This is a genomic window from Pseudomonas sp. HC1(2025), assembly GCF_058742075.1.
In genome coordinates this window covers 3121537-3142991 of sequence record NZ_CP196017.1, presented here as the reverse complement: position 1 = coordinate 3142991, position 21455 = coordinate 3121537, and the positions used below count along the sequence as shown (strand labels likewise).

The following is a 21455-nucleotide window of genomic DNA, read 5'->3' as shown; positions in this document are numbered from 1 at the left end:
GCCCTTGAGGTTTGCTGTGTTTTCAAGGACGCCATCGCCGGCAAGCCGGCTCCTACAGGGGCGTCAGGCGCTGTCTTTGAGCCAGAGTTTTTCAAAGCGCCAGGTGCTGAACAGCGACTCTTCGGCCTGTGCGCCGCCAACGCGGGTGGACACGCCGTCGAGCAGGTCGGCATAGCCCCAGATCAACATGCCACCGCGCTCGTACTGGATCTGCTGCACCTGATGCACCAGTGCCTTGCGTTTTTCCAGGTCGGGCTGGGCCATGGCGGCCAGGAACAGTTCGCTGAACTGCGGGTCGTGGAAGTGGGTTTTATTGGACACTGCAAACGGTGCATCGGTGTGAATCGCACTGGCGAGGAACGGCGCGCCGATGCTGCCGCCGGTGCTCAGCGCCCAGTCGTTTTTCTGCGGGCCCTGGAAGGTCGCCAGGTCCACCTGCTTGACCTTGAGGGTCACGCCAATGCGCTTGGCTTGTTCGGCCAGCACCAGGGCCGAACTCAAACCGGTGCCGGGCGTGGTGATCAGCTCCACTTCAAGGTTCTCCTGGCCCGCTGCCTTGAGCAGTTGTGCTGCCCGTTGCGGGTCGTAGGGGCGCGGGCCGAGGCTGTGGTTGAAGGTCGGGTCGCTGGGCGCATACAGGTCATTGGCCACCCGGCCCTGGCCGTTGAGGGCGCGGCGCACCAGTTCTTCGCGGTCGGCCATCAGGCGCAAGGCTTCGCGCACCCTGGGGTCGTTGAACGGCGGCTTGTCCAGGTTCATATCGAACGACAGCCAATTGCCGCTCACCGATTTGATCACCTGCAGGCGCGGGTCCTTGGCCAGGATCGGCAACTGCTCGGTGGGCAGCACGTTGGCCATGTCGATCTGCCCGGCGCGCAGGGCGGCCAGGCGTGACACCTGATCCTTGAAGTCGATGATTTCCAGCTCGTCGGCGTAGGGCTTGCCATCCTTGTAGTAGTTCTCGAAACGGGTAAACAGCGAGCGCTGGCCGGGGGTGAAACTCTTGAGTTTGTAGGGCCCGGCACCCACCGGGTTGGTGACGGGGTGGTAATCCACCGGCACGATCCCGCCGAAGTTGACCCAGGTTTCCGCCAGCGGCAGGTAGCTGCGCCCGTCGCGAAAGCTCAGGCGCACGGTACGGTTGTCGAGCTTGACCAGGTTGTCGCGGTCCACCCAGTGCAACAGCGCGGCATAGGGCGAAGCCAGCTGCGGGTCGGTGAGGCGGCGGATCGAGAAGATCAGGTCATCGGCGTCGATGGTCTTGCCATTGTGAAACTCCAGGCCCGGGCGCAGGCGCAGGGTCCACGCGCTGGCGTCGGCATTCGGCTCTGCCAGCTCGGCCAGGGCCAGGCGCGGTTGCATCTGCTCGTCCCATTCCCACAGTTTGCTGTACAGCGCAAAGCCGCGCACGATGCCGCTGCCAATGGGCTTGTGGGCATCGAGGTTGCCGCTCTGGTTGCCGTCGAGGATCCCCAGGCGCAGGCGCCCACCGTAACGCGGCTGGTCATTGGCAATGCCGGCTGCCGGTGTGTCGGCGGGACCGCAACCGGCCAGCAGCAGGCCCCCGCCGACGGTGGCGCTGTAGCCGAGAAAGTCCCGGCGGCTGAGCAGTAAGGTCATGGTGTCAGGCTCCGCCATTGGCCGAGTGCAGCGCGCGCACGGGTTCCGGGGCGCGGCTTAGTTCGGCGCGTTCATTGCGAAAGTGCGGCAGGATGTGCTCGCCCAGGCGATAGGCCTCTTCCAGGTGCGGGTAGCCGGCAAGGAAGAACAGGTCGATGCCAATGGCGTTGTACTCACGGATCCGCGCCACCACGTTCTCGTAGCTGCCCACCAGCGCGCAGCCAGGCGGGATGCCGATGTAGCCGAAGCCAGTCCACACATTGGGATGGATAAAAAAGTCCTCGAAGCCCTGGGTTTCGTTTTTCTCGGCAAAGCCTTGCTCGTAGCTCAACTTGCGCGCGGTGCGCAGGCCCGCGTGGGCGGCCACGGCCTTGACCGCGCCACGGGCGATGCCCTCGTCGAAGAAACGCTTGGCTTCGGTGCGCGCCAGTTCCTCGGTTTCGCGGGTGATGACGTCAATCGATAGGCCAAAGCGGATATCCGTGCGCCCCCACCTCAAGGCGCGCTCGCGCAAGTCTGCGATCAATGCCGCGATTTCATCGGGATGCTCGGCGCGCATCAGGTAGAAATCGGCATGCTTGGCGGCAAACTCGCGGGCGGCAATGGACGAGCCGGCGGTGCAGATCAGCGGCAGCTCGGCCTTCTTCAACGGCCCGCGCAGCCCGCCACCATCGGCCTTGTAGAACTTGCCGTCGTAGTGGAAGGTCTCGTTGTGCCAATAGCCCTTGACCACATCCATAAACTCGGTGGCGCGCTCATAGCGTTCGTCGTGGTCGCTGAAATCGCCGACCTGGCGCTGGATGGCGTCCGAACCGCCGTTGATGATGTTCCACACCAGGCGGTTGCCGGTGGCGCGCTGGTAGGTGGCAGCCTGTTGCACCGCGACCCACGGGGTGTAGTGGTAGGGCTGGAACGCCGTGACAAACTGCAGGGTGCGGGTTTCCCGGGCCAGCAGCGAGCACACGGTCCACGGTTCTTCGCCGGTGGGCGCGTTGACCATCAGCGCGCCGCCAAAGCCATTGATTTCGGCGGCCTTGGCGATTTGCCCGAGGTAGTCGATATAAGTGAAGTGATCGCCGACGCTGAAGCCGGACACCGCGCCGGTACTGGCGCCGCCCCGATGCCAGTCGCCACGGTTGCGCGGGTCGCCGGGCAAAAACTGGGTCTCGCCGTGCAGTGGCAGGCGGGTGAAGAATTCGATGCTCATGAAAACCTCCGGCTTATTGCACGCTGGGATTGCAGATCGGCGTGATCGGTTGGTCGTTGATGACCTTGTGGGCGAAAGGCACGGAGTCCTTCAGCGAGGCATTGACCGTCGGGCTATGGCCCAGACCCTTGTACAGGTGGCCCTCGACGATGGAGCCGGCTTTGCACGCGTCCTGCATCAGTGCCACTTGGGTGGACGCCGCCGGGGTCTTGTCCTCGGCGCCGGTGCCGATAAATACCGGCTGTGCGGTTTTCAGGGTGGGGTACGACACTTGCGCCAGCCACGGAGCGAGCTGCTTGCCCTGGTAGTCCTTCTTCGCGTTGGCCGGGGTCAGGCCGATGCCTTCGACGTCGCTGACCAGAGCCGCGAGGCAACTGGTGCGCGCCTGCTCGAACAGCGGCAGGGCCTTGTCGGTATAGAAGTCCCGGGGGTCGATGCTCGGGTCATATTGCTGGGCCGCGAGCAAGGTATAGAAGCCGTAGGCCAGGGACGCGTCGACCTTGTTGGGGTCCTGTTCACCCACGTTTTTCGCGCCGACGGTGTAGATCACCCCGGTGCCGATGCTGCCCTTGACCCCAAGGTCGGGCGCATAGGTGGCGGCATATGCGGCCGAGGCAAACGCGCCGGCGCCGCCCTGGGACTGGCCGACAATCAGCACCTTGTTCGCCAGCCCAGGCACACCCGCCACCACGGCCTTGGCCGCATCGAGAATGCCGTAGGCGGCCATGCGATTGTTCAGCAACGGATGCCCGCCGGGGACGCCCAGGCCCTGATAATCGGTGGCGACCACGGCAAACCCTTCATCCAGCCAGCGGCTGAGGTACTGCACGTCACGGTACGAACGGCCCTGCCACGACGGCGCGCATACATCAGCGACCCCGACCGTGCCATGCCCCCAACTGGCCACCGGCCAACCGCCGGCCGGAGCCTTGCCCTTGGGCAGGAACAGGGTGCCGGAGACCACCACCGGGGTTTTGTTGTCGATGCCATCGGTGGAGGTATAGAGAATGCGCTGGGCACTGGCGGCATTGGGCAGGCTCAGGGTTTTTTCCAGGGGTTCGCTGCGCAGCAGTTTGCCGGGGGTGGCCGGGATGACTTTTTCCCAGGTGTAGAACGCCGAGACACGGCCATCGCCTTGCAGTGGGTCGGGCTTGGGCGCGTGCACGTCGGCCGCCAGGGCGCTCATGGACAGTGCCAGGATGCTGAGGCCGAAGGCGAAGGAGCGGGGCAGATTCATCGGTAATTTCCCTATCAAGGTTGGGTGCTGACCTGGCCACGCAGGGCAGGCCAGTAGTCGGTGAGTTGCAGGTCGATCAGGGCCTGGCGGGTAAAGCCGGTGGCCAGGGACGGGCTGATGTCGTAGTGGTCGCGGATCAGGTGGTTGGCCAGGGCGTAGGCCGTCAGCGCCTGGTAGTGGGCCTTGAGCTGCGCGTCGCTTTTCGGCGCCCAGCGTTCTTGCCAGGCCACCGGGTCGTCCTGGTCGTCACGGCGCAGCACGCTTTCAGCGGTGCCGGCGCGCGAAGACAATTGGTAATAGGCGTCCTGGTTCTGCGTCTGGGAAATCCACCAGGCAGCCTTGACCCAGGCCGTGGCGAGCAATTGGGTGATATCCGGGTGCTGCTGCACAAAGGCGTCGGTGCCCCACAGGTCGGAGATCAGCCGCCAGTCGTTGCTGCCTTGCTTGGTCGACCAGATGATCTTGCCCACGCCTTTGTCTTCCAGGGCATAGGCCTCGCTCAACAGCACCGCTGCATCGACCTTGCCGGCCGACACCGCCGCCGCGCCGACTTGCGGGTTGAGGTTGGCAATCTTGAAGTCGTCGAGCTTGAGGCCCTTGCTCGCCAGGAAGTTACTGAAGGCAAACTCCCAGGGGCGGCCACGGTGCAGGGCCAGGCGCTTGCCCTTGAGGTCTTCGATGCTGTTGGCGCTGGAGCCTGCGGGCACCACCAGGTAGATGTTATTGCCGCTGCCGCCGGGCACGATCAACTTGCCCGGCACGCCACCGGCTCCGGCGATCACCGAGGGCAGGTCACCGCGCACGGCGAAGTCCAGGGTGTTGTTGCTGAAGCCTTCGTTGATCTGCGGGCCGGCGCCGGCGTGGGGCAGGGCGATCCATTGCAGCTTGACCCCGCGCTCGCGCAGTTGCGTTTCCAGCCAGCCATCCTCGATCACCCGCCCGGCGATCCCACCGAATACCGGCTTGCCGCCCTGGGTGTAGGCGACGATGGCGATTTTTACCGAGGCTGGCGGCTGCGCCAGCGCGAGCGTACTGACCAGCACAGCGAACAATGCGGCGATCCATTTATTCATCGAGATTCCCCTGCCAATTTGAAGACCTGCCCTGGTAGAAGCCCGGCTTGCTGGCGATGAGGCCGTTGAGCCTTGCAGCGTTTAACCGCACGCCATTGCCGGCAAGCCGGCTCCTCCAGGGGAGGGTGTTGGCAGGGAGAGAGCAGATTGCATGCCAGCGTCGCTCGAATGCCCTCAGAGCCCCAACAACCGTGGCCTTTAGCGTTTACCGCGGGGCGCTGGCGCACGCCCGGTTGTTGATGGATAGACAGGCAACTGCTGGCCGGTTGCTGCTCCAGCAGCAGCCGTGGCGTGCAGTGTTGGTATATGCGATGTGGGAATATATAAATACGAATTAATAATTAAATGGTCTAGAAAACTTCATGCACTATTGAGCACGCGCTTTTACTGCCAGGAATGCACCATGTCGTTGATCACTCATCCCAATGCCCGCGAATTGACCAAGTCGGTGCGTGCCACCGTGCTGGTGTTCAAGGACCCGCGCTCCCAGGAATTGCTGGCGCGGATCGAGCGCCTGGCGCCCAGCGAGGCCAATACCTTGATCATTGGCGAAACGGGCACCGGCAAGGAACTGGTGGCGCGGCACATCCATAACCTGAGCCGGCGTGGCCGCGAACCGTTTGTGGCGGTGAACTGCGGGGCCTTTGCCGAAACCCTGGTGGAGAGCGAGTTGTTCGGCCATGAAAAAGGTGCGTTCACCGGCGCCACCACCCATAAGGCCGGCTGGTTCGAAGCGGCCAACGGCGGCACGTTGTTCCTCGATGAAATTGGCGATTTGCCGTTGAACATGCAGGTCAAGTTACTGCGGGTGTTGCAGGAGCGCGAAGTGGTGCGCCTGGGCTCGCGCACGCCGATCCCGATCAATGTGCGCCTGGTGGCCGCCACCAACGTCAACCTGGCCGACGCGGTGGTCGCCGGGCATTTTCGCGAGGATCTGTTCTACCGCCTGCACGTCGCGACCATCCGCCTGCCGCCACTGCGCGAACGCCCCGGCGACATCCTGCCCCTGGCGGAGTTTTTCCTCGAAGAACATTGCCAGCGCCTGGGCTACAACCGCGCAAGCCTGAGCCCGGAAGCCGAGCGCAAAATGCTCGAGCACAGCTGGCCGGGCAACATTCGCGAACTGGAGAACGCCATCCACCACGCCTTGCTGGTGTGCCGCAACCAACGGGTGCAGCCTGCGGACCTGCACCTGGTGGACATGCGCTCGTCCGGCATCCGCCAGGACGAAGCCAACCACGCCCTGCCGGCCCCCAGCGGCCCGGTGGACCTGGAAGCGGCGCTCAATGCACTGTTCGAGCAGAACATCCCGGACCTTTACGAGCACATTGAAGAAACCGTGTTTCGTGCAGCGTATCGCTACTGCCATGGCAACCAATTGCAGACCGGGCGCTTGCTCAATATCAGCCGCAATATCGTGCGGGCGCGGCTGGAGAAGATAGGGGAGTTGGGCAAGCCGGCGTTGCTTGAGGGGCAGTGATGAGGTTGGGCCGCCTGGCAGCCGAACCTGTGGGAGCGGGCTTGCCCGCGATGGCGGTATTGGTTGACTGACCGCTATCGCTGGTAAACCCGCTCCTGCAAGAGGGATGCAATTTTGCATTCCCCCAGCCCTCAGAAATCGGCAATAAACTGCACCCCACCCACCACCGCTCCACGGGTTTGCGTCACCCCACCCGGATATTTCACATATTGCAGGTTAGGCCGCACCATCAGCCATTGGGTGGCCTGCACGCCGTAGTTGACCTCGTAGCTGTATTCGCGCCGCTGTTCAGGCAGATCCCCTATGCCCGTCACACCCGTGCGTGCGTTGAGTGCCTGGGTGTTGTCGGTATAGCGGTCACTGACCTTAAGTTTCGACGCACCGACGCCAAAAGTGTCATGCGGCCGCGCGTCGAAGGGGCCTCGGTAGATCAGGCCGACCTGCACCAGGCTCTTGATCATGCTTTTGTCCGGGTCGTTCATGGCAAGGTTGGCAAACACGTTGAGCCCGCGTTTGTCGTTGCCATCGACAGTGGTCAGTTGCTGTTGGCCCGACAACCACCAGCCGGCATTGCTCGAATACATCCGGTAGGGTTTCTGGCTGCTGGCTGCATAGTTGCCGTCAGCGTCCTTGAGCATGTCCTGGGTGTCGGCATTGGCGTAGTAGTAGCCGGCGTGGTATTCCGAACTGAGGCCGCCGATGCGCCCCTTCCAGATGGCTTCGACAGGGAAGCTGGTGCCTTGGGAGCCGCTGATGAACGGCTTGAAGCCATTGCTCGCCTCGGCGTTGCCAGGGTTTTTGTCGTAGGCGCCAACCTGCACCGCGAACACGTCGGTGAACTGGTATTTGGCACGCACCGCCCATTGGCTGATGGGGAAACTGTTCCACACGCCATTCCAGTTGCCTTCCTGGGAACCGCACAGGGTCACGTTCTGGAACTCGCAGGGGAACTGGTCAAAGTCCTCGCCATGGCCGAAGCGCCCCAGTTTCACGGCCAGCTTGCGCTCGAAGAACTTCTGCTCGTACCAGAACTGTGACAGGCGCCAGGCATTGCCGCCGCCGAACACTTCCATGGTCGAGGTCAGGCCGGTGGCGTCGGGGTGATGTACGCGGTCATTGGTAATGTCCTTGCCATGGCGCTCGCCGATGCCGATGCGCAAGGTTGCGTCCTGCCAGCCCCAGAGTTTTTGCAGGTCCATGGTTACGCCGAGGATCAGTTGATCGCTCCAGCGCGCAGTCATATGGGAGTCATAGCCGCCGCCGAGGTTGGAGCCCACTTCGCCGACGTATTTGAGGGTGAAGTCATAGCCCTGTTCGGCGAGTTGCGGGCGCAGGCCGTTCCAGTCGCCGAGCATGGCCGGGGAGCCAGGGTCCAGCAGGCCGGCGCTCAGGGCGCAGGTGGAAACCGTGCTGCATAGCAGGGCCAGGGGGAGGTTGATGCGCATGAGTGCTCCTTGGTTTTATTGTTGTTATCCGGGGTAAAACACAAATTCCAGGTACACACAGACCTCCAGTGTGGGAGAGGGCTGGCTCGCGATGGCGGTGGTTCAGTGATGAATCGGCTGACTGACACACTGCTATTGCGAGCAAGCCCGCTCCCACATTGGATCTTTGGTGTGTGGGGGCGGTGTCGGGGGTTACTGCAAGTTGACGAACAACCCGCCATCCACCAGCAACGAGGCGCCGGTTACGTAGCGCGCCATGTCCGAGGCCAGGAACACGATCGGCCCGGCGACGTCGTCCGGTTCGCCCAGGCGGCCCAGGGGTGTGCGGGAGGTCATGTAGGCGAGTTTTTCTGCGTCAGCCAGGTCTTGCTTGTTGATGTCGGTGGCGATGGTGCCCGGCAGTACCGAGTTGCAGCGAATGCCATAAGGCCCCAGGGCGATGGCGCAGGATTGCATCAACGAATGCAGGCCGGCCTTGGTCGGGGTGTAGTGGGTCTGCATGCCGCCACCTACCAGGGCGCTGATGGAACTGACGGCAATGATCGCGCCGCCACGGCCCTGGTTCTTCATCTGGTTGGCCGCCGCCTGCACGGCGAAGTAGGCGCCGTTGAGGTTGGTATTGACCGTCTTGAGGTAGACCTCGCGCGGCATGTCGAGGAACGAATGGAACGGGCAGATCCCGGCGTTGTTGACGAACACATCGACACTGCCGAAGGCCTCGACTGCCCCCGCCACCAGCTTGTCGCCGGTGTCCGGGTCGGCGGCATCACCGCCTACTTCAATGGCCTGGCCACCGAACGCGCGGATCTCCTCGATCAACGACAGCGCGGCCTGGGTGCCTTGCGTGCTGGCGCTATGGCCGATCACCACACGGGCGCCCTGGCGTGCACATTCGCGGGCGGCAGCGCGGCCGATGCCACGGGAGGCGCCGGTGATGATCACGGTTTTGTCTGCTAGCAACATGGGAAATCTCCTGGAAAAAATATAACGCTGTTGTAGGAGCAAGCTCGCCCCGACAAAAAGGCATTGCGGCCTCAGCCGAGGTAATTACCGTAGCCAACCATGGCAATGGCGCCGAGGATCACCGCGATCCCGGCCACCAGCACGCCCTTGTTGGCCGTGCTGGTGCCGTGCCATTCGCGAAAGTAGAGGCCCCAGCAATTGGACACAATGATGATGAAAGACATGTGCAACACCCACGAGCTGGCGTCGTTCTGCAGGCGGCTTTCGCCCATGCCGTAGAAAAAGAATTGCAAGAACCACAAGGTCCCGGCGCACGCCACCAGCAGGTAGTTGCGCAATAGCGGGGCGTTGCGGTCGGTGTAGTTGTGGAACGTGCGGTTGCGCCAGTTCAGCCACAGGCACCAGATGCCGTTGGTGGTCAGGCCACCCCACATGATCACCATGAACGTCACGTTGTTCTGGAACAGGCTGTTGGCGCCATGTTCCACGGCGGCGGCGGCCAGTGGGCGCCCGGCGGAAATACCGTAGCTGAAGCAGGCGCTCAACACCCCGGAAATCACCGCCACCAGCATGCCCTTGCCCAGGGCGAACTCGCTGACGCTGGCGAACTTTACCGCCTGGGACACTTCCCGTTCCTTGATCAGCCCGGCCTTGCCGCACACCGCGATGCCGATCAGCGACACGGCCACGCCCCACAGCACCCAATGCCCGCCTTGTGAGGCAAGCATCGAGGTCAGGGTGCCCTCTGTCTCGTGGGTGAACAGGTCGCGGTACAAGGCGGGCATCAGGGCGCCGAGGGCCGAGGTCAGGCCCATGATCAGCGACATGCCCAAAGACAGCCCCAGGTAGCGCATGGTCAGGCCGAACGTCAGCCCGCCGATGCCCCACAGCACGCCGAACATATAGGTCCAGAGCAGGGTGCTGGTGTCGGCGTTGCGCAGGATTTCGACCCAGCTGGGTACGGTCAATTGCGCGGCAATCAGCGGCACGATCAGCCACGACACCAGGCCGCCGGTGATCCAGTAGCTTTCCCAGGCCCAGCCACCAACTTTTTTGTAGGGGATGTAGAAACTGCCGGAGGCAAAGCCACCGATCAAATGCAGAATCACACCGAGGAGAATGATTTCCACGTGTTCGAATCCTTTTTATTGTTGTGATGAGGAGCCAATGGCTCAGTCGGGCGTAAGGCTGAACATCGGTTCAAGATCCACGCTGACCGGTGCGTTATCCGCGTGGCTGGGCATGATGTCTTGCATGTATTGCCACCAGCGTTGCATCAGCGCGGTACCGGGCAGGGCGTCCAGGCCGTGCTCATCGGTATGGGTCAATACGGCGAACAGCGCGTTGGTGGACGCGTCGAGGAAGATCCGGTAGTCCAGCACGCCGGCATCGCGCAGGGCCTGGGCCAGTTCCGGCCAGATCTGCTCATGGCGCCGGCGGTACTCGGCAGCCATGCCGGGGTTGAGGTTCATGCGAAAGGCACGGGTCGGCATCAGAGGCCTCCAGGTGGCAGTGTCGGGCTGTAGATACGCACGGCGTTGTGCAGGAAGAATTTTTCCTGCACGGCCTGGGGCTGATCAGCCATGCAGCGTTTGACCAGGCCCAGGGTGGTGGCGAAATCGGCCAGGTGGTCGCTGTTGGGCCAGTCGCTGCCGAAGAAGCAGCGGTCTTCGCCAAACGCGTCCCACAGCACGGCCAGGCGGTCGTTGTAGAACGCGGTGTCGACGATCAAGCCGTTGGGCCCGTGCTGGGGGATTTCTGCCAGTTTGGCGAACACATTGGGCCGTTCGGCCAAGTGCAGCAGGTCGGCGTGGTAGGCCGCTTCCTGGCCCGCAGGGACCTGGGCATTGGGCAGGTGATCGACAATGATGCGCAGCTGCGGCAGGGCATCGCTCAGGTGCAGCAGGCCCTTGATCAATCGTGGCTCAGGGTTGGCGCTGTCCAGGCACCGCCCGCAATCGGCGAGCTGGCGCAGGCCGTCGATGAACCCTGGACGGGTTTGGTCCACCAGCAAATCACGCTGCCACAGGTTGCCGTAGCGCAGGCCCAGGAACAGCGGCTCGTAGGCGAGCGCGGCAAGGTCGCCGGCAAATTGTGGGTGCAGTGGGTCGAGGTTGCCGACAAAGCCAAGCATCCGAGGGTCACTGCGCAGGGTTTGCAGCAACCAATGGTTGTCGTCGCGCCACGGGCTGGCTTCCACGGCGATTGCGCCGATCACCTGGTGTTCGGCGGCCAATGCCCAGTAATCCTCGGGCAGATGCGCGGCGTACAAACGGTTGCCCGGCTCGGGCCACGGGATGCCCTGGGGGCGGCGTGGGTCGAACAGGTGCAGGTGGCTGTCGATGATCGGGCCGTTGTAGAGGTTGGCAATGCTCATTGCGTAATCCTTGTTGGAAGGGGTGGTTGTTGGGGCCGGCACTCGCGTGTCGGCGCCCGTTGCCCCACCTCAGCTCTGCAGGTACACCACATGGGTATGGGTGTATTCGTACAGGCCGTGCTTGCCATCGGCGCCGCCGATCCCGGATTTGCGCACGCCGGCATGGAAGCCCTGCATCGCCTCGAAGTTCTCGCGGTTGACGTAGGTTTCGCCAAAGGCCAACTCGCGCACCGCATGCATGGCCTTGCCCAGGTCACGGGTGTAGATCGAGGAGGTCAGGCCATAGTCGCAGTCGTTGGCCAGGGCGATGGCTTCGTCGAGGTCGTCGATGATTTGGACGGGCAGCACCGGACCGAAGATTTCTTCGCGCATGATATCCATGTCGGCGCGGCCACCGGCCAATACCGTGGGCTGGAAGTGAAAGCCTGCGCCGAGGTCGGCAATCTGTCCGCCCGTGACCAGGCTTGCGCCCTGGGCGAGGGCGGTGCGCACCTTGCGGTTGACGTTGTCCAGGCCCTGGCGGTTGATCAGCGGGCCCATCTCCACATCGGCCTGGGCCAGTGGGTCGCCGTAGCGGGTGGCGGCCATCGCCGCGCTGATGCGCTCGATAAACTGGTCGGCGACGCTGCGCTGCACGTACACCCGTTCGGCGCAGTTGCATACCTGGCCGCTGTTGATGATCCGCGAATCACGGATGGCCTTGACCGCCAGTTCCAGGTCGGCATCGGCCAGGACAATCGCCGGCGCCTTGCCACCCAGCTCCAGGTTGAGCTTGGTGATGTTGGGTGCTGCGGCGGTCATGATCCGCGAGCCGGTGGCGACGCTGCCGGTAAAGCTGATCATGTCCACGCCCTTGTGGGTGGTGAGGGCGCCGCCGACCTGGCCGTCGCCACACACCACGTTGAACACCCCCGCCGGCAGGTCGGTCTCGGCCACCAGCCGGGCGAATTCAAAGCAGTTGTTCGGCGTTTCTTCGCTGGGCTTGATCACGATGGTATTGCCGGTCAACAGCGCCGGGGCCATCTTGCGGGCGATGAGGAAGAACGGGAAGTTCCACGGCAGGATCCCCGCTACCACGCCCAGGGGCTTGCGGAACAGGAAGATGTTTTCGTTGGGCCGGTCGCTGGTGATGATCTCGCCTTCGATGCGGCGCGCCCATTCGGCCATGTAGTCGAGGTAGTCGGCGGTGAAGTTGACTTCAACCTCAGCCAGGCTGCTGATCTTGCCCTGTTCCAGAGTGATGGTGCGGGCCAGGTGGGCGACGTTTTCCCGCAGCTTGGCGGCGATGCGCCGCAAGTGCCCGGCGCGTTCGATGGCCGGTTTGCGCGCCCAGTCCTGTTGCGCGGCGCGGGCGGCGGCCAGGGCCTGGTCGACATCCTCGGCAGTGGCGGCCGGCACTTTGGACAGCAGCGCGCCGGTGGCGGGGTTGAGCACGTCGATGTGGGCGCTGCTTGGAGTAAAGCGGCCGTTGATGAAGTTCTGGTAGACCGGAACGGATGACATGGCAGGCTCCTCAGTATGTGCGCGACGGCGCTTTCGCGTCGGCGGCAGGGCGGTAGCGGGCAAGGGTGCTCAGGGCGCTCTGGCGCAGCAGGCTGATATCGATCGCCACCGCAATGAAGCGACAGCCCCACGCCTGGTAGCGGCGCGCGTCTTCTTCATTGGGCGCGAGGATGCCGCAGGCCTTGCCCGCCGCCAGGGTGGCGTTGACCGCGTGCTGGATGCGTTCCTGCACTTCGGGGTGGCCAGGGTTGCCCGCATGGCCGAGGCCGATGGACAGGTCGGCGGGGCCGATAAAGACCGCATCCACCCCTTCGACTGCGGCAATCGCCTCGACGTTTTCCACGCCCAGGCGCGACTCCACCTGCACGATCAGGCACAGCTCCTGGTGGGCGGTGGTGAGGTAGTTCTCGACGCCATCCCAGCGCGTGGCGCGGGTCAGGCCGCCGCCCACGCCACGTATACCGTGGGGCGGATAACGCATGGCGCGCACCAGGGCCTGGGCCTGCTCGGCGGTTTCGACCATGGGGATCATCAGGGTCTGCGCGCCGATATCCAGCAGTTGCTTGATCAGGTTGGCATCGCCGCTGACCGCACGCACCACGGGCGCGGTGTTGTAGGGCGCCACCGCCTGCAATTGGCTGAGCACACTGGGTACGGTATTGGGCGCGTGCTCGCCGTCGATCAGCATCCAGTCGTACCCGGTACTGGCGAGGATTTCCGCGCCGTAGCCGCTGGCGAAACCGGCCCAGATCCCGTATTGGCTGGCGTCCTGGCGCAGGCCGGCCTTGAACGCGTTATGAGGCATGTGCATGGCGAGGCTCCTTAGCGGTTATATGGACGATGCAGTTGGCAATCAGGGTTCAGGTCTACGCCGAAGCCTGGCTTGTCGAGCACCGACAAACGCATGCGGCCATTGACCGGGACCGGTTCGCCGAGCAGTTGCGGGTGGAACATCGGCACCACTTCATCGGCCTTGGGCGCCATCATCAAAAATTCGGCAAACGGGCTGTTCTGGCGGGTGGCGACGAAGTGGTAGCTGTAGACCGAGGAACCGTGCGGCACCACCATGGCGTTGTGCGCATCGGCCAGGGCGGAGATTTTCACCAATTCGGTCAGGCCGCCGCACCAGCCCACATCCGGCTGGATAATGTCGCAGCAGCCCATTTCCAGGAGCATGCGAAAGCCCCAGCGGGTCGCTTCGTGTTCGCCGGTGGTGACCAGCATGCCCTTGGGCACGTTATTGCGCAGGGCCGCATAGCCCCAGTAATCGTCGGGGGACAGGGCCTCTTCAATCCATTTCAGGCCGTATTCGTGGGCGCCAATCGCCAGTTTGGTGGCGTAGTTCAGGTCCAGGCTCATCCAGCAGTCGAGCATCAGCCAGAAGTCCGGGCCGACCCGTTCACGCATGCTCGCCAGCTCTTCGAGGTTCTTGCGCAGGCCTTCCTCACCTTCGGCCGGGCCGTGGTGCAGGGGCATCTTGCCGCCGATAAAGCCCATCTTCTGCGCCAGGTCCGGGCGCGCGCCGGTGGCGTAGAACTGCAATTCATCGCGCACCGCGCCGCCGAGCAATTGATGCACCGGTTCCTGGCGGATCTTGCCGAGCAGGTCCCACAGCGCCAGGTCGACCCCGGAGATGGTGTTGATCACCAGGCCCTTGCGCCCGTAGTACAGGGTGGACTGGTACATCTGGTCCCAGACTTTCTCGATATCGGTCACCCGCGCGCCCTCAAGGAAGCGCGCCAGGTGTTTCTCGACGATATAGGCCGCAGGCTCGCCGCCGGTGGTCACGGCAAACCCGACAGTGCCGTCGCTGGCTTCTACTTCCACGACCAACGTGCCGAGCACGTTGATGCCGAAACTGCGGCGGCTCTGGCGGTACTCGGGGTATTTGCTCATGGGTGTGGCGATGTGGTCGTCGATCCAGTGGCCGTCGGCCTGGTCGTGGTAATCCGCGCCGCCGCCACGCAAGACAAAGGCGCGCACGTGTTTGATGGTGATGTTGCCCATGGTGTGACTCCTGGAGTTAAACAGTGGCCGGCGTGTTCGACGCTGTGTGGCCGGGGGAGTGGATACCCAGCACCAGCAATGCAGCCAGTACCGTGGTGGCAGACAGTAGGTACAGGCCGGCTGCCGGGGAGTGGAAGGCGGTTTCCGCCCAGTTTTTCAGGACCGGCGCGATAAACCCGCCCAGTGCGCCAAAGGAGTTGATCAGGGCAATGCCCGCCGCCGCCGCGCTACCGGCCAGGTAGCTGGAGGGGAAGGTCCAGAACACCGGCTGCACCGCGATGAATCCGCTGGCGGCAAAGCACAGGGCGAGCATGCCCAGCAACGGGTTGGCGAAGGTGACCGAGCAGGCGATGCCGGCGGCGGCCATCACCAGGGTCAGGGACGCGGTACGCCGGCGCTCGCCGCTGCGGTCCGAATAACCGGGGATCCACCACGCGGCGAACAGCGCGCAGACCCAGGGAATCGCCGAGACCAACCCGACCATCAGGCCGACCTTGGTGCCGAGCAGGCCACTGACCTGGGTTGGCAGGTAAAACACCACGCCGTAGACACTGGCCTGGATCAGCAGGTAGATCAGGCACAGGTACAGCACCGACGGCTGGCACAGCACGCCGAGCAGGCTGCGGCCATGGGAGCCTTTGTGCTGGTCTTCTGCATCCAGCAGGTCCTGGATCTGGCGGCGCTCTTCAAGGCTCAGCCACTTGGCGTCGGCGGGGCGATTGTCCAGGTACCAATAGGCCCAGATGCCCACCGCCGAAGCCATCAGGCCTTCCACGGCGAACAGCCACTGCCAGCCGTGCAGGCCGCCGAAGCCGTCCATTTCCAGGAGCAGGCCAGACAGCGGGCTGCCAAAAATAAAGGCCAGGGGCGCGCCAAAATAGAAGAAGCCCATGGCCTTGCCACGCGCGGCCTGGGGAAACCAATAGGTGAGGTAGAGGATCACGCCGGGGAAAAACCCGGCTTCGGCCACGCCCAGCAGGAAGCGCAGGATGTAGAAGCTGGTTTCGTTATGGGCAAACACCATGGCCGCCGAGACCAGGCCCCAACTGACCATGATCCGGCACATCCACAGGCGGGCGCCGACGCGATGCAGGATCAGGTTGCTCGGTACTTCGAGCAACGCGTAGCCAACAAAAAACACCCCGGCGCCAAAGGCGAAGGCGGCGTCGCTCAGACCGGTGTCGGCCTGGAAGGCTTGTTTGGCGAACCCGACGTTGGCGCGGTCGAGGAAGGCCATGATGTACATCAGCAGCAAGAAGGGCAGGAGCCGCCAGGAAATCTTGGCGAGCAGGGACGCGGGCAGGGTGGTCATCTGGAAATCCTTTTGTAAGGCTTTGTTCTTATGGGCCGGACTGTACGGCGGCCGAGCAATGCGCTACAAATCGAATCTCGCTTACAAGCGATAACCTCAGGGTATCGATAACAAGGAAAAAAATGAGTAGTCCGCTGATTTCCCGCAGCCTGTTCAACCGCCTGCGCTACAAGCATCTGCATATGCTGGTGGCCTTGAGCTCCAGCCAGAACCTGCACCGTGCCTCCCAGGCCCTGAACATGTCGCAGCCGGCTGCCACCCGCATGCTGCGCGAGATCGAGGACATGTTTGCCTGTGACCTGTTCGAGCGCCTGCCCCGTGGCATGCGCCCGACGGCGCTGGGCAAGGAGTTGATCCGCTTTGCCGAATCGGCCCTCAGTGGCCTCGACCGCTGCGCCGAAGACCTGATGGCGCGCCAGCAGGGCGGTTATGGCTACCTGGCAATCGGCACCATCATGGGCGCCGCGCCGGACCTGGTGATGGACTCGATTGCGCAGATCAAATCCCTCAACCCGCAACTGCGCATCCGCATCATGGGCGACACCAGCGACCAGGTGATCCAGTTACTGGAACAGGGGCGCATCGACCTGGCCATCGCCCGGCGCAACGCCGCCACCGACAGCGAACACTACAGCTTCGAGCCGCTGGGCAACGAGCGCTTGCTGGTGGTGGTGCACGCCGGGCACCCGCTGGCGCAGCGTGCGAGCCTGCCGTTGGCCGAGTTGGTCAGCGACTGGCCGTGGATCCTGCAACCGGAAAGCAGCCCGGCACGCATCGGTTTTGACGAAGCGTTGCAGCACCTGGCCCTGCCGCTGCCGGCGGACATCATTGAATGCAGCTCGGTGTATTCCATGCAGCAACTGATCCAACTGACCGACGCGATCATGGTGCTTTCCGAAAGCGCACTGCGCGATTACCTGAAGATGGGCCTGGTGGTGCAGTTACCGGTGGAGCTGGAGGTGACGCTTGCGCCATTTGGCATCTTGCTGCGCAAGGGTGAACCGGTGAGCCGTGAGTTGGGGTTGTTTATAGATTTGCTGCGTTACAAGGCCAGGGCGCTTGATTAACCGCCTCCGCCCGTCTATCCGGGAAAAAGAACATGGTATGCGCCAGGGATATTAAATAGAATGAATCTCATTTGAGACTCACTCGCGCCGCCCAGGGTTCGCTTGCCATGAATGATGCTGTATCGCCAACGATCACCGCCGAACCCAGCCTGAGCACCTTGTACCGCGACCACCGCAGCTGGCTGGAAAGCTGGCTGCGCCGGCGCCTGGGCAATGCCTGGGATGCTGCCGACCTGAGTCAGGATACGTTCCTGAGGGTACTGGCCAGCGCCCAGCCGGTGGCGCAATTGCAGGAACCACGGGCCTATCTGGTGACAGTGGGCAAGCGCCTCCTGGTCAATTTTCATCAGCGCCGCAGCCTGGAGCAGGCGTACTTGAATGCCCTGGCACGCTTGCCCGAAGACTGCGCTCCCTCGCCGGAGCAGCGTTGGTTGCTGCTGGAAACCCTGCACGCCCTGGACGAACTGCTCGACGGCCTGGCGGCCCCGGTGCGCCGGGCGTTCCTCTGGAGCCAGCTCGAAGGCCTGGGCTATCGGGAGATTGCCGAGCGTCTCAAGGTTTCGGAACGTACGGTCAAGCGTTATATGGCCCAGGCCTACGAACATTGCCTACTGGTGGAACTGTGAGCCGCACCGCACCGGATGTAGCGCGGGCAGCCGCGCAGTGGTTGGCGTTGCTGGAATCCGGCACGGCCGGCGAGCGTGACCATGACGGTTTGCAGCAATGGCGCGACAGTCACCCCCAGCACGAACAAGCCTGGCAAAAGGCGCAGTTGCTGCGCCAGCGGTTTGCCGAGTTGCCATCCTCCCTGGCCATGGCCAGCCTCGACCGCCCGCAACCTGGCCGGCGCGCGGTGCTCAAGCGCGCCCTGGGCGTGGCGGCACTGGTGCCGGCGGCCTGGTTGCTCAGTCGCCAGTTGCCCATCGACGTGTGGCGTGCCGACCTGCATACCGCCACCGGCGAGCGCAAACGCGTGCCGTTGGCCGATGGCAGCGCCCTGCAACTGAACACCGCCAGCGCGGTGGATGTGGACCTTCCTCGGCGACGCCTGACCCTGGTCGATGGCGAGATGGCGCTGAATGTGCCTGGCCCGTCGGCGCTGACCGTACACACCCGCTATGGCCAGGTCATCGCCAGCCAGGCCGAGGTTTGCGTGCGCCAACTGGCGGACGCGTGCCTGGTGTCGGTGCTCAAGGGCCAGGTGCAAGTGCAAGATGGATCGGGGCGTAGTACCTGGCTGCACAGCGCGCAACAAATACGCTTACAACCGTCGGGGTTGGGCGCGCCGCTGCCGTTCGACGTGCTGCAACTGGGCTGGCGCGATGGGGTGCTGACCGCGCAGAACCAAGGGCTGGGCGATTTCCTGCGCGAGCTGGATCGCTATCGCCCGGGCGTGCTGCGTTGGGACCCGCGCCTGGAAACCCTGCGCGTGACCGGCAGCTTCCGCCTGGACGACACCGACCGCATCCTCAGCCTGCTGGCCACCACCCACGGGCTACACGTGCAGTTCCGCACCCGCTATTGGGTCACGCTGGCATCGCGCAAAACTCCGGTTTGACCAGGCCCCAATGTGGGAGCGGGCTTGCCCGCGATCGCGGTGCATCAGTCACCCCATGTATCGACTGACACTCAGCCATCGCGGGCAAGCTCGCTCCCACAGGGTAAGACCGTGTCCCTTTTTTTCGTCTCGCCTGTCATCCAAGGCAAGTGAACGAAAACAGAGAGCCTTTTAATGCCCGTCGTCCCGCCATCGTTGTTGCGCCTGAGTCTGGTGCTGAGCCTGAGTGCCAGCCCGTTGTTCATTCCTGTGAGCTGGGCCGAGGACGCGGCCCGGCGCAGTTACCAAGTGCCCGGCGGCAGCCTGGGCAGTGCCTTGACCCGCTTTGCCGGGTTGGCCGGGGTCAATCTGTCGGTGGACCCGGCCCTGGTCAGTGGCCGCCAAAGCGCCGGGATCTCTGGTGAGTTTGCCGTCGAGGAAGGTTTTGCCCGGCTGCTGCAAGGCTCAGGCCTGCAATTGCAGGCAGTGGGGGAGCGTGCCTACACCCTGATCCCCGCCCCCCAGGGCGATGCCTATCAGTTGCCAGCCACCTCGATTCTTGGGCTGGCGAACACACCCGTCGCCCAAACCTACGCCGGTGACCAGGTCACGCGCAAAGGTGCGCAGGGCATGCTCGGCGACGGCGATTTTATGGATACGCCGTTCAACCTCACCTCCTATACCGCCAAGGCCGTGAAAAACCTGCAGGCGCGCACCCTCGGCGAGATGGTTGCCAGTGACCCTTCGGTGCGCATCACCAACCCGGCGGGTGGGCGTTTCGAGCAGTTCTCGGTGCGCGGTTTCAGCTTGTTCAACAGTGATGTGTCCTACGGCGGCCTGTACGGCGTGCTGCCGACCTACGCCATCGACATGGAAATGGTCGAACGCGTCGATATCCTCAAGGGCCCCGGTGCCTTGCTCGGTGGCATTGCGCCCCGGGGCAGTATCGGCGGCGGGATCAATATCGAGCCCAAGCGCGCCGCCGACACACCGCTCACCGAGTTCACCGGCAGTTATGCCTCGGCCGGGCAGTTCGGTGGCGCGGTGGATATCGGCCGGCGGTTTGGCGATGAGCAGCAGTTTGGCGTGCGCTTCAATGGCGTGAAGCAAGCCGGCGATACCGAGTGGGACCATCAGGAGGTTGACCGCGAAATGACGGTGATCGGCCTCGACTATCGCAAGGAGCGGGTGCGCCTGTCCCTCGACCTCGGGCGCCAGGAACGCACCGCCGATGCACCCCAGGAACGCGTGGAGATCGCCAAGGGTAGCGTGATGCCCAAGGCCCGCGATATCCGCGACAACTTCGCCCAGTCCTGGACCTATTCCCATACCAAGGACACTTTTGGCGCGGTGCGTGGCGAGTTCGATGTCAGTGATTCACTGATGGTCTACGCCGCTGCCGGCGCACGCAAAGGCAACTACGACTTCCTGCGCCATGGCGTGCAGGCGACCCAGAGCAATGGCGACTTCACCGTAGTGCCGCGCAGTTTCCGCCGCGACGAAGACGTCAAGACCGTCACTGTCGGTGCGCGCAGTTGGTTCGACACCGGCCCGGTGGGGCACACCCTCAATGTCAGCCTCAATCAGTTCAACATGGATTTCGACAATGCCGGCGAGCGCTACACCCCCGGCAAGAGCAATCTCTACCACCCGGTGGTCTTGCCCCACCCAGGCCAGGCTGTGCGCTGGGACACCAGCACCCACACCGAAAACCGCTTCACCAGCCTGGCCCTGGCCGACACCCTGGCGTTGTTCGATGAGCGCGTGCTGCTGACCCTCGGCGCGCGCCTGCAAAAGGTCCAGGTCACCTCCTGGAGCAACGGCATCAAGGATCAGCCGGAGTACGACGAACAGGCGACCTCGCCGGCCCTGGGCCTGGTGGTGAAAGTCACCGACCAGTTGTCCCTGTACACCAACTACATGGAGGGCTTGAGCCAGGGCGAGACCGCGCCTTCGAGTGGGGTGCGCAATGAAAACGCGATCTTCCCGCCGACCAAGAGCAAGCAGGTGGAAGTCGGCGCCAAGTACGACATGGGCAGCTTTGGCCTGACCGCCAGTGTGTTCCAGATCAAGCAGCCGGCCTATGGCATCGACAGCCAGGGCTTCTTCAAACCCAACGGCGAGTTGCGCAACCAGGGTGTGGAATTGAACGTGTTTGGCGAGCCCCTGGCAGGCGTGCGCCTGCTCGGCGGGGTGATGCTGCTCGACAGCGAGCAGACCAAGACCGCCCAGGGCCTGACTGACGGCAAGCGCGGCACCGGCTCGCCGATTGCCAACGTCAACCTGGGGGCCGAATGGGACATCCCGCGCCTGCAAGGCCTGACCCTGACCGCCCGGGCGATCCACACCGGCGCGCAGTACCTGGATGCAGCCAACCAGCAGAAGATCGATGGCTGGGAACGCTATGACCTGGGGGCGCGCTATACCTTCAAGGTCAAGGAAAACCCGGTGACCCTGCGCGCTACCGTGGAGAACGTGCTGGACACCACCTATTGGGCCTCGGCTGCAACCTCCAGCGACAGCGCGCCTGGCCTGACCCTGTCTACGCCGCGCACATGGCTGGTGTCGGCAACAGTAGGTTTTTGACCAAACCCATGTAGGAGCCGGCTTGCCGGCGATGGCGTCCT

At 63.8% G+C, this 21455-nt stretch carries 18 protein-coding genes; 5 read left to right on the top strand and 13 right to left on the bottom strand.

Annotated elements, in window-relative coordinates; all coding sequences use genetic code 11:
• Positions 1 to 63 precede the first annotated feature (63 nt).
• From ACSSVH_RS14065 to ACSSVH_RS14050, 4 genes are read right to left on the bottom strand one after another with little or no spacing between them, the layout of a single operon-like run.
• Positions 64 to 1620 carry an ABC transporter substrate-binding protein gene (locus tag ACSSVH_RS14065; protein WP_432754218.1) on the bottom strand — a complete coding sequence of 519 codons (1557 nt, stop codon included), beginning with the start codon at positions 1618 to 1620 and terminating at the stop codon, positions 64 to 66.
• Between the two features lie 4 nt (positions 1621 to 1624).
• Positions 1625 to 2827, bottom strand: a complete 1203-nt coding sequence (locus ACSSVH_RS14060; protein ID WP_169953158.1) for an LLM class flavin-dependent oxidoreductase — start codon at positions 2825 to 2827, stop codon at positions 1625 to 1627.
• Positions 2828 to 2840: 13 nt separating this feature from the next.
• Positions 2841 to 4064, bottom strand: coding sequence for an alpha/beta hydrolase (locus ACSSVH_RS14055; RefSeq protein WP_170041278.1), 1224 nt, complete (start codon positions 4062 to 4064; stop codon positions 2841 to 2843).
• 14 nt (positions 4065 to 4078) lie between these two features.
• Positions 4079 to 5137, bottom strand: coding sequence for an ABC transporter substrate-binding protein (locus ACSSVH_RS14050; RefSeq protein WP_169953162.1), 1059 nt, complete (start codon positions 5135 to 5137; stop codon positions 4079 to 4081).
• 403 nt (positions 5138 to 5540) lie between these two features.
• Between ACSSVH_RS14050 and ACSSVH_RS14045 the strand changes: the two genes are divergently transcribed.
• Positions 5541 to 6617: a sigma-54 interaction domain-containing protein gene (locus ACSSVH_RS14045; RefSeq protein ID WP_169953164.1), complete on the top strand. Its 1077-nt coding sequence runs from the start codon at positions 5541 to 5543 to the stop codon at positions 6615 to 6617.
• Positions 6618 to 6748: 131 nt separating this feature from the next.
• Here ACSSVH_RS14045 and ACSSVH_RS14040 read toward each other — a convergent pair whose 3' ends face one another.
• The 9 genes from ACSSVH_RS14040 to ACSSVH_RS14000 form a co-directional block, all read right to left on the bottom strand.
• A complete protein-coding gene (locus ACSSVH_RS14040) occupies positions 6749 to 8062 on the bottom strand; it encodes a carbohydrate porin (protein ID WP_170041280.1) in 1314 nt (437 codons plus the stop codon).
• 192 nt (positions 8063 to 8254) lie between these two features.
• On the bottom strand, positions 8255 to 9025 hold the full coding sequence (gene lra1, locus ACSSVH_RS14035; protein WP_169953168.1) for an L-rhamnose 1-dehydrogenase Lra1: 771 nt from the start codon (positions 9023 to 9025) through the stop codon (positions 8255 to 8257).
• A gap of 71 nt (positions 9026 to 9096) precedes the next feature.
• A complete protein-coding gene (gene rhaT, locus ACSSVH_RS14030; protein ID WP_170041282.1) occupies positions 9097 to 10155 on the bottom strand; it encodes an L-rhamnose/proton symporter RhaT in 1059 nt (352 codons plus the stop codon).
• A gap of 42 nt (positions 10156 to 10197) precedes the next feature.
• A complete protein-coding gene (rhaM, locus tag ACSSVH_RS14025) occupies positions 10198 to 10518 on the bottom strand; it encodes an L-rhamnose mutarotase (RefSeq protein WP_170041283.1) in 321 nt (106 codons plus the stop codon).
• Entirely contained in the window at positions 10518 to 11402 is an 885-nt protein-coding gene (locus ACSSVH_RS14020) for an amidohydrolase family protein (RefSeq protein ID WP_432754216.1), read from the bottom strand. Before ACSSVH_RS14020 ends, rhaM begins: the two co-directional genes overlap by 1 nt.
• Positions 11403 to 11471: 69 nt before the next feature.
• On the bottom strand, positions 11472 to 12905 hold the full coding sequence (gene aldA, locus ACSSVH_RS14015; protein WP_172311559.1) for an aldehyde dehydrogenase: 1434 nt from the start codon (positions 12903 to 12905) through the stop codon (positions 11472 to 11474).
• A 10-nt stretch (positions 12906 to 12915) separates the two neighbouring features.
• A complete protein-coding gene (locus tag ACSSVH_RS14010) occupies positions 12916 to 13716 on the bottom strand; it encodes an HpcH/HpaI aldolase family protein (RefSeq protein WP_170041286.1) in 801 nt (266 codons plus the stop codon).
• 11 nt (positions 13717 to 13727) lie between these two features.
• The gene (gene rhmD, locus ACSSVH_RS14005; protein WP_432754215.1) at positions 13728 to 14912 is read right to left on the bottom strand and encodes an L-rhamnonate dehydratase; all 1185 of its coding nucleotides are present in this window, start codon (positions 14910 to 14912) and stop codon (positions 13728 to 13730) included.
• 16 nt (positions 14913 to 14928) lie between these two features.
• Complete coding sequence (locus ACSSVH_RS14000; RefSeq protein ID WP_170041287.1) at positions 14929 to 16224, bottom strand: MFS transporter; 1296 nt, start codon at positions 16222 to 16224, stop codon at positions 14929 to 14931.
• Between the two features lie 122 nt (positions 16225 to 16346).
• On the opposite strand from ACSSVH_RS14000, the gene ACSSVH_RS13995 reads away from it, so the two are divergent.
• The 4 genes from ACSSVH_RS13995 (at position 16347) to ACSSVH_RS13980 (ending at position 21414) form a co-directional block, all read left to right on the top strand.
• Complete coding sequence (locus tag ACSSVH_RS13995; RefSeq protein ID WP_169953178.1) at positions 16347 to 17291, top strand: LysR family transcriptional regulator; 945 nt, start codon at positions 16347 to 16349, stop codon at positions 17289 to 17291.
• A 107-nt stretch (positions 17292 to 17398) separates the two neighbouring features.
• A complete protein-coding gene (locus ACSSVH_RS13990; RefSeq protein WP_169953181.1) occupies positions 17399 to 17917 on the top strand; it encodes a sigma-70 family RNA polymerase sigma factor in 519 nt (172 codons plus the stop codon).
• Positions 17914 to 18849, top strand: a complete 936-nt coding sequence (locus ACSSVH_RS13985; protein WP_169953183.1) for a FecR domain-containing protein — start codon at positions 17914 to 17916, stop codon at positions 18847 to 18849. Before ACSSVH_RS13990 ends, ACSSVH_RS13985 begins: the two co-directional genes overlap by 4 nt.
• Positions 18850 to 19023: 174 nt before the next feature.
• Positions 19024 to 21414: a TonB-dependent receptor gene (locus ACSSVH_RS13980; protein WP_170041288.1), complete on the top strand. Its 2391-nt coding sequence runs from the start codon at positions 19024 to 19026 to the stop codon at positions 21412 to 21414.
• Positions 21415 to 21455: the final 41 nt, after the last annotated feature.

What these genes read in the sequence shown, in the direction of transcription:
- ACSSVH_RS14060 (WP_169953158.1), bottom strand. Translation starts at nt 2,827, where the DNA reads ATGAGCATCGAATTCTTCACCCGCCTGCCACTGCACGGCGAGACCCAG.
- ACSSVH_RS13980 (WP_170041288.1), top strand. Translation starts at nt 19,024, where the DNA reads ATGCCCGTCGTCCCGCCATCGTTGTTGCGCCTGAGTCTGGTGCTGAGC.
- lra1 (WP_169953168.1), bottom strand. Translation starts at nt 9,025, where the DNA reads ATGTTGCTAGCAGACAAAACCGTGATCATCACCGGCGCCTCCCGTGGC.
- rhaM (WP_170041283.1), bottom strand. Translation starts at nt 10,518, where the DNA reads ATGCCGACCCGTGCCTTTCGCATGAACCTCAACCCCGGCATGGCTGCC.
- rhmD (WP_432754215.1), bottom strand. Translation starts at nt 14,912, where the DNA reads ATGGGCAACATCACCATCAAACACGTGCGCGCCTTTGTCTTGCGTGGC.
- ACSSVH_RS14000 (WP_170041287.1), bottom strand. Translation starts at nt 16,224, where the DNA reads ATGACCACCCTGCCCGCGTCCCTGCTCGCCAAGATTTCCTGGCGGCTC.
- ACSSVH_RS14010 (WP_170041286.1), bottom strand. Translation starts at nt 13,716, where the DNA reads ATGCACATGCCTCATAACGCGTTCAAGGCCGGCCTGCGCCAGGACGCC.
- ACSSVH_RS13990 (WP_169953181.1), top strand. Translation starts at nt 17,399, where the DNA reads ATGAATGATGCTGTATCGCCAACGATCACCGCCGAACCCAGCCTGAGC.
- ACSSVH_RS14055 (WP_170041278.1), bottom strand. Translation starts at nt 4,064, where the DNA reads ATGAATCTGCCCCGCTCCTTCGCCTTCGGCCTCAGCATCCTGGCACTG.
- ACSSVH_RS14020 (WP_432754216.1), bottom strand. Translation starts at nt 11,402, where the DNA reads ATGAGCATTGCCAACCTCTACAACGGCCCGATCATCGACAGCCACCTG.
- ACSSVH_RS13995 (WP_169953178.1), top strand. Translation starts at nt 16,347, where the DNA reads ATGAGTAGTCCGCTGATTTCCCGCAGCCTGTTCAACCGCCTGCGCTAC.
- aldA (WP_172311559.1), bottom strand. Translation starts at nt 12,905, where the DNA reads ATGTCATCCGTTCCGGTCTACCAGAACTTCATCAACGGCCGCTTTACT.
- ACSSVH_RS14050 (WP_169953162.1), bottom strand. Translation starts at nt 5,137, where the DNA reads ATGAATAAATGGATCGCCGCATTGTTCGCTGTGCTGGTCAGTACGCTC.
- ACSSVH_RS14065 (WP_432754218.1), bottom strand. Translation starts at nt 1,620, where the DNA reads ATGACCTTACTGCTCAGCCGCCGGGACTTTCTCGGCTACAGCGCCACC.
- ACSSVH_RS14040 (WP_170041280.1), bottom strand. Translation starts at nt 8,062, where the DNA reads ATGCGCATCAACCTCCCCCTGGCCCTGCTATGCAGCACGGTTTCCACC.
- ACSSVH_RS14045 (WP_169953164.1), top strand. Translation starts at nt 5,541, where the DNA reads ATGTCGTTGATCACTCATCCCAATGCCCGCGAATTGACCAAGTCGGTG.